The organism is Secundilactobacillus kimchicus JCM 15530 (assembly GCF_001433995.1).
In the GTDB taxonomy this organism is placed as follows: Bacteria; Bacillota; Bacilli; order Lactobacillales; family Lactobacillaceae; genus Secundilactobacillus; species Secundilactobacillus kimchicus.
The window spans coordinates 107,252-114,153 of sequence record NZ_AZCX01000006.1 but is presented as its reverse complement, the minus strand read 5'-3'; the positions used below and the strand labels follow the sequence as shown (position 1 = coordinate 114,153).

6 protein-coding genes are annotated in these 6,902 nt (G+C 49.5%); 3 read left to right on the top strand and 3 right to left on the bottom strand.

The annotated features are described in order from the left end of the window. Positions 1 to 674: 674 nt before the first annotated feature. Positions 675 to 1,523 (bottom strand): aldo/keto reductase, encoded by an 849-nt coding sequence (locus FC96_RS08945; protein ID WP_056942742.1) that lies wholly within the window; start codon positions 1,521 to 1,523, stop codon positions 675 to 677. Positions 1,524 to 1,601: 78 nt separating this feature from the next. Continuing rightward, on the bottom strand, positions 1,602 to 1,841 hold the full coding sequence (locus FC96_RS08940) for a hypothetical protein (RefSeq protein ID WP_056942741.1): 240 nt from the start codon (positions 1,839 to 1,841) through the stop codon (positions 1,602 to 1,604). Between the two features lie 226 nt (positions 1,842 to 2,067). On the opposite strand from FC96_RS08940, the gene FC96_RS08935 reads away from it, so the two are divergent. The 3 genes from FC96_RS08935 to FC96_RS08925 all read left to right on the top strand — a co-directional run bounded on the left by FC96_RS08935 (position 2,068) and on the right by FC96_RS08925 (position 5,262). Further along, a complete protein-coding gene (locus FC96_RS08935; protein ID WP_056942740.1) occupies positions 2,068 to 3,072 on the top strand; it encodes an aldose epimerase family protein in 1,005 nt (334 codons plus the stop codon). Between the two features lie 293 nt (positions 3,073 to 3,365). Next, positions 3,366 to 4,790, top strand: coding sequence for a 23S rRNA (uracil(1939)-C(5))-methyltransferase RlmD (rlmD, locus tag FC96_RS08930; protein WP_056942739.1), 1,425 nt, complete (start codon positions 3,366 to 3,368; stop codon positions 4,788 to 4,790). Between the two features lie 49 nt (positions 4,791 to 4,839). Next, on the top strand, positions 4,840 to 5,262 hold the full coding sequence (locus tag FC96_RS08925) for a DUF2628 domain-containing protein (protein ID WP_056942738.1): 423 nt from the start codon (positions 4,840 to 4,842) through the stop codon (positions 5,260 to 5,262). Between the two features lie 87 nt (positions 5,263 to 5,349). Here FC96_RS08925 and glpK read toward each other — a convergent pair whose 3' ends face one another. Further along, positions 5,350 to 6,858, bottom strand: coding sequence for a glycerol kinase GlpK (gene glpK / locus FC96_RS08920; RefSeq protein WP_054661183.1), 1,509 nt, complete (start codon positions 6,856 to 6,858; stop codon positions 5,350 to 5,352). Positions 6,859 to 6,902: the final 44 nt, after the last annotated feature.

The window sequence follows — 6,902 nt, the reverse complement described above, 5'->3', positions numbered from 1 at the left end:
CATTACATAGTGTTTGTGACCCCACCCAACCAGTTATCGGCTAAAATTTCGGTTTCTCATGACTTGTGGGCCGATTTGACAATGAATTGGATGGCGCTTGGTGTGCTGTGACAACGCAAGGGACGGCCGCAGAAAGTAGCTCAACTGATTGTCAAACCACTGGCTGAATCTCGGCACCAGTAACAGCATCAGCCAAACGAAAGTGCCAAGCAGTTTCTTCATTCCACAACCTAAATCGTCATTCCATTAAAAAGTCGGACACCACCGTCAAGCCCGGGGGTCGGTTGATGGCTCAGTACCGAAATTATTGTTAGTCGGTGGGGTTTCCGACTTACAATAAGGCTCGCATTTGAGACCGGCTTTGACGGGCTCAAATCGATGCCCGGTACGTTCCAGCCAATCAACCGACCCGCGGGCGAAGCATCCCCACTACCCTGAACCACTATCTTAATCCCACTAAAGAACAGCGATTTAAACCCACTCAATGTAAGGCCTGCCAGGCACATAAGGCTCATATTTGAGACCGGCTTTGACGAGCTCAAATCGATGCCCGGTACGTTCCAGCTAATCAACCGACCCGCGAACGAAGCGTCGCTACTACCCTGAACCACTATCCTGGACCAGTAAAAAAACCACCCAAATACTGGGTGGTTTCAATTGGGACATGATTTGAGTTAGAACGTCGTTTGGTCTGGGTCAGTGGCTAAGCCTGCTGCACCGTGATGATCATCAATGGTTTTCATGTCTTCGGGTGAAATCTCAAAGTCGAAGATTTCTGTGTTAGCTTTGATGTAATCGGTGTGAACCGACTTTGGTAGCGGTAAGAAACCGTGTTGTAGGTGCCAACGCAAGACCAGCTGTGGGACCGACTTGCCATACTTTTCAGCAATGGCTTTCAGGTCTTCAAGTTGGAAAATCTTCCCCGTACCAAGCGGGCTGTAGGCTTCCGATAAAATATCGTGGTTATCGTTGTATTCAACAACAGCCGGTTGTAAGTCGGATGGGTTCAAGAAGATTTGGTTGACCATCGGCTTCACCTTGGCGGTCTTTAGTAGCTCATCCAGGTGTTCTGGACGGAAGTTCGAGACCCCGATCGCCTTAGCTTGACCGTTATTGTAGAATTCTTCCATGGCCCGCCATGAGTCAGCGTTAGCTTCAGCCCAGTTGTCACGAAAATCCACGGGGTTCGGCCAGTGAATCAAGTATAGGTCAACGTATTCTAGTCCTAAGCGAGACAGCGAGTCCGCAAACGCCTTCTTGGTTGCTTCGTATCCGTGATCGGCATTCCATAACTTGGTGGTCACAAATAAGTCTTCACGCTTCACACCAGAATCATGGATGGCTTTGCCGACGCTTTCCTCGTTGCCGTATGCAGCGGCCGTATCGATGTGTCGATAACCCGCCTTCAAGGCATCCAAGACGGCTTGATAAGCGACGTCGCCAGACGGTGTTTGCCAAGTCCCAAAGCCGACAACCGGAATCTTAACACCGTTACTTAATGTGTAGGTATCAGTTAAAGCCATAATAAATTGTGCCTCCTCTATTCGTGTTGCTATTAGTGTACCCATTATTGGAGGCGTTGCCAAATATCTGGTTCGAGATTATCCAGTGACAGGTACCAACCAGTCATCCTGCAACAGCTGATGCGTGCCGCGGGTCACCGGCACCCAAATTTTTTCCTTCGCAATGTCTTTTAGAATGCGCCAGAATGATTTGTCGGCGCGCTGTTTTTTATCAGCTTTAATGGTAATGAGTTGATTGTCTTCGGTTTTAGCTGTTAATTCTTCAGCTGAAACTTTGACAAGTTGAACCGCAATAGCTTCCTTTTCGTCTAGTAACATGTGAATCATCCTTTCTCTTGTTACTTAACTACAACGCCAATCTTACACATAAAATGTTGCGAAATTGTTGTTAAAGTGTGAATATTTTCTTGAGAAAGTATAAAATCCCGCAACCTCTTTTAAATTCAGGTATGATTTACTCAGAGAATGTCGTTTTTAAGGTTAATTTCAGAAAAAGTAGCGTATAATTATCAGTAATTAAGCGTTTTCATAGGAGGCTTTTTGAATGCAAATTACATCGGATGTTTTCGGGACTTATCGGGGACAAGACGTTAAACGGTACACCTTGACCAACGAAGCTGGCAATTATATTAGCGTCATGACCCTCGGCGCCACTTGGACCAGCTTCGTGGCTGATGGCCGACCACTACTCGTGCATTTTGACACCTTAGCAGAGTATGTCAACACGCCATTCTACCTGTGCAAGGCCGTTGGCCGGGTCGCTGGCCGGATTGGTGGCGCCAAAGCCAATATCAACGGTAAGACGGTCACCCTTGATGCAAATGAAAATGGCAACACGCTTCACGGTGGGCCTCACGGATTTTCATTTTTAAACTGGGATGCTGATCAGCAAGACTTAGGCCTGGCCGCTAGTGTCACATTTACCCGTCACATTAGCGAAGCCGAAGATCACTTTCCGGGAGACCTCGACGCCAAAATCACCTACACGTTTGATGAAGAAAATAACGTTACGGTCTCCTTTGAAGCGTCATCAACCGCTGACACACTGTTTAACCCAACTAACCACGCGTACTTTAACCTAACGGAAGGCCAGTTCGATCTCAGCCATCAAACACTTCAAATTAATGGCAACGACCGGCTTGTGCTGGACGAACAAACGAAGTTGCCAACTGGTGAACTAGCCGGAGTAGCCGGCACCGGCTACGATTTCCGGACGGCCAATACCGTGACCGAGGCCCTCGCCAAGATCAAGACCGAAAACGGTCACCCCGAGATTGACGACGCCTTCAAGGTGACGCCAAGCAACGCAACCCCGATTGCGGTACTAGGCGATACCGAAAGCCAGCGCCGCGTTGGGATTTACTCTGACCGCAACGCATTAGTGGTTTTCACCGCCAACGTGGACGAAGACGACGGACCGTTCAACGCTCTGGCAACTGAAGCGCAAACCTTGCCAGATGCCATCCACCACGATGGATTTGGCGACACGGTACTACCTGCCGGAAAGCTCCAACATTACAGCATCCGTTATCAATACTACGAAGACTAACATCGCTTTCCAGCAAAACAACTGGAGGCCGGCTTGAACTGTTGTCAAGTCGACCTCCAGTTTTATTGTGATGGACTGTTTGAAAAAAATTTTCTTCGCTGTTATCTAGCCGAAACGTGTTACACAAGGCAGACCGCGGCCATGTAAGAGCATCAGGTAAAAACTCTAAACCCAGAGTTTCTACCTGATGCTCTTACATTCTGCAGTCTAACCGCCCTGTTCCACACTCTTGTCAAAACGTGTTACAATATCTTTCAGCACTAAAAACGTCACCACTTATTAGTAGGAGAATCATGAAACCAACTCAAAAACATCGACAAACAAACACCAACCGGCGACCTCAAGCCGACGTTCAAGTGGAAATTGGCCAACGGTTCCCACTGACCATCAAACGACTTGGCATTAACGGCGAAGGCATCGGTTATTTTAAGCGAAAACTCGTCTTCGTCCCCGGCGCATTACCCGGCGAAGTGGTCGTCGCCACTGTTACCAAAATTAAGCCTCGTTTCTTAGAAGCCACGGTGCACCGAATCAAAAAGCACAGCCCTAACCGCGTCGTTCCCCGGGACAGTTATGCTGGCACGGTCGGTGGCTTCGAACTCGAACACTTAGCCTACCCGATGCAACTTGAATACAAGCGAGACGTCGTCGTTCAATCGCTGGAAAAGTACAAGCCAAAGGGTTACCGGAACTTTGTTCTTAAACCAACGATCGGCATGAACCACCCTTACGAATACCGCAACAAGGCTCAATTCCAAGTTCGCAAGGTGAACGGTCGCGTTGAAGCTGGCCTTTATAAAGCGGGCAGTCACGATTTAGTTGACCTGGAAACCTGTTCGGTACAAATGCCAGAAACGATGACCGTCATGCGATCAGTGGTGGCGATTTTGCAAGACTTAGATATTTCAATCTACGACGAAGCCACCAATACCGGCCTTGTTAAAACGGTTGTTGTCCGGGTCGCAGCCGGGACCGGAGAAGTCCAGCTTGTCTTCATTACGACCCAGGCCGACTTCCCTAAAATGGGCGAAATTTTAAACCGACTAGCCGCTGACTGTCCAAGCGTGGTCTCGGTCATGCAAAACATCAATGCTGATCAGACCTCACTGGTATGGGGCGAAAAAACACAGTTACTGGCGGGTAAACCTCAGATTCGTGAGGTCTTAAACGACTTACAGTTTAACCTATCCGCCCGGGCCTTTCTCCAACTTAATCCGTTCCAAACGGTCAAGCTGTACGATGAAGCGCTAAACGCCCTTGAACTTGGGCAGGATGAAAACGTGGTCGACGCGTACGCGGGAGTCGGGACCATTGGCCTTTCCATCGCTCATGCCGCCAAAGAAGTCCGGGGAATGGACGTTATTGACGACGCCGTGGTCGACGCAAATGAAAACGCCCGTCTCAACGGCATTCATAATGCGCACTACGAAACTGGAAAAGCCGAAAACGTCATTCCCAAGTGGCTTGACGCCGGCTTCACCTTCGACGCTTTGATCGTTGATCCACCGCGAACCGGCCTTGATGACGGTTTAATCAACACCATTTTGACGCACACCCCTAAAAAATTCGTATACATCTCATGTAACCCGTCAACGTTGGCCCGGGATCTGGTCAAATTGACCGATAAGTACCACGTCGACTACATTCAATCGGTTGATATGATGCCGCAAACGGCCCGCTGTGAAGCCGTTGTTAAATTCACTAAGATTGACGCATAGGGTACAATGAACTTATCCTACTGATAGTACGCGCGAAAGAAGGGCAGTTATGCAAAACCCATTTGGCAACAACGATGATAATCAAGGTGGTCCTGGCGGGCTGCCGTTACCACCAAACTACGCAACGGTGGTCGATCCCACCACGGGCGAGATGCGCCTTGGAAAGGTTGGCTTCTCGTTTACTGCGCTTATTTTTACATTTCTAGTACCCGTTTTTCGAAACGATTGGTACAACTTCCTATGTATGATCGGCTTGCAAGCCGGCGTTTTTATGGGCGTCTACTCGCTCCCAAATCTAACGCCGGATAACCTGGCGCGCATCTGGGCCATCGCCGATACGCTCTTCCAGATTCTCTGGGGGTTCATCTACAATATGATGTACTTCAAGCACTTGTTCAACCGCGGGTTCCAGCCAACGGATCAACGCTCACGGGAGATTTTGGTGAATGGACATTATTTGAAGGAAAACTAAAAGAAGCCTTAGTGAAGGCTTCTTTTTTGTGAAAAAATTTTGCTTGTTGAGACTCTTTCTGCTACCTAGTCGAAATGTGCATCATCGCTATACCTTAAACCCCTGCGTCGCCTTCACTGCCACCTGCCAACCGTGGTACAAAGCCTGGCGGCGTTCATCCGGCATGTTGGGCTCAAACCGCCTGCCGGGCGTTCGAATGGCTTTAATTTCATCCAAGTCTTTCCAATAACCGACGGCGAGACCCGCGCAGAAAGCGGCGCCTAACGCCGTTGTCTCTTCTTCGCTCGACCGAACAATCGGCACGTCTAAGATGTCTGCCTGGAATTGCATCAAATACCGGTTTCGTGACGCACCACCATCCGCTAGCACTTCCTTAATTGGCATTCCCGAATCTCGCCGCATCGTTTCGACGATGTCTTTTGTCTGATACGCAATGGATTGGAGCGTGGCCTTAACAAAGTCACTCCGATTAGTCCCCCGCGTGAGGCCAAACACCGCGCCGCGCGCATCCGGGTCCCAGTATGGCGCCCCTAAGCCGTTAAAGGCGGGGACGACGTAAACCTCGTCATCATTAGTGGATTGCATGGCTACCTCACGAGACTGCGGTACGGAGTCAATAATTCGCATACTGTCATGGAGCCAATTCAGCGCCGTTCCAGCAACAAAAATTGACCCTTCTAACGCGTATTTAAGGTGGCCTTGAAAGTCGTATGCAATGGTAGTCAGTAGCTTATTATCAGAGATTTGAGGCGTTTCACCCGTATTCATCATCATGAAGGCGCCATCGCCATAAGTGTTCTTGACGTCGCCAGGTTCAAAGGCCATCTGGCCAATCAAGGCTGCCTGTTGGTCCCCGACTAAGCCGCAAATTGGAACGGAAACCCCGTAGAATTGATAGTTCTTGGTTGTCCCGTACACTTCTGAACAGGAGTGAATCTCCGGTAGCATCCGCCGCGGAATATTCATTAATTTCAAGATGTCATCATCCCAATTCAGGGTGTGGATGTTAAACATCATCGTCCGACTAGCATTGGTGTGATCCGTAATGTGTAGCTGTCCGTCAGAGAGCTTCCAGACCAGCCAACTATCAATCGTCCCCATGAGGAGGTCGCCCTTTTCCGCCCGTTCCTGAGCACCGGTCACGTGGTCCAATAACCAGCGAACCTTAGTTGCCGAAAAGTAGGAGTCAATCACAAGGCCGGTCTTCTCGTGAATCATGTCCTCATAGCCGTCTGCCACCATCTTCTTGGCAATCGGCGCGGTCTGGCGCGACTGCCACCCGATGGCATGGTAAATGGGCTGACCCGTGACCTTATCCCAAATAACAGTGGTTTCCCGTTGACTTGAAATGCCAATGCCATCAATTTGCTCAGGGTGAACGCCAGCGTCAATCAGCGCCGTAGCAATCACCGACTGAACGGAATTCCAGATTTCATTGGCATCCTGCTCAACCCACCCGGTGTGCGGGTAATACTGTGGAAATTCACGCTGACTTTCAATGGCCTTGCGCCCGCTGTGGTCAAATAACATTGCACGCGTCGTGGAAGTTCCCTGGTCGATTGCGAGTATGTAATGCTCCGGCTCCTTCATTGCCATGCTAATTCCTCCCAAGATGATAATAGCCGCCGCAAAAGCGGAAG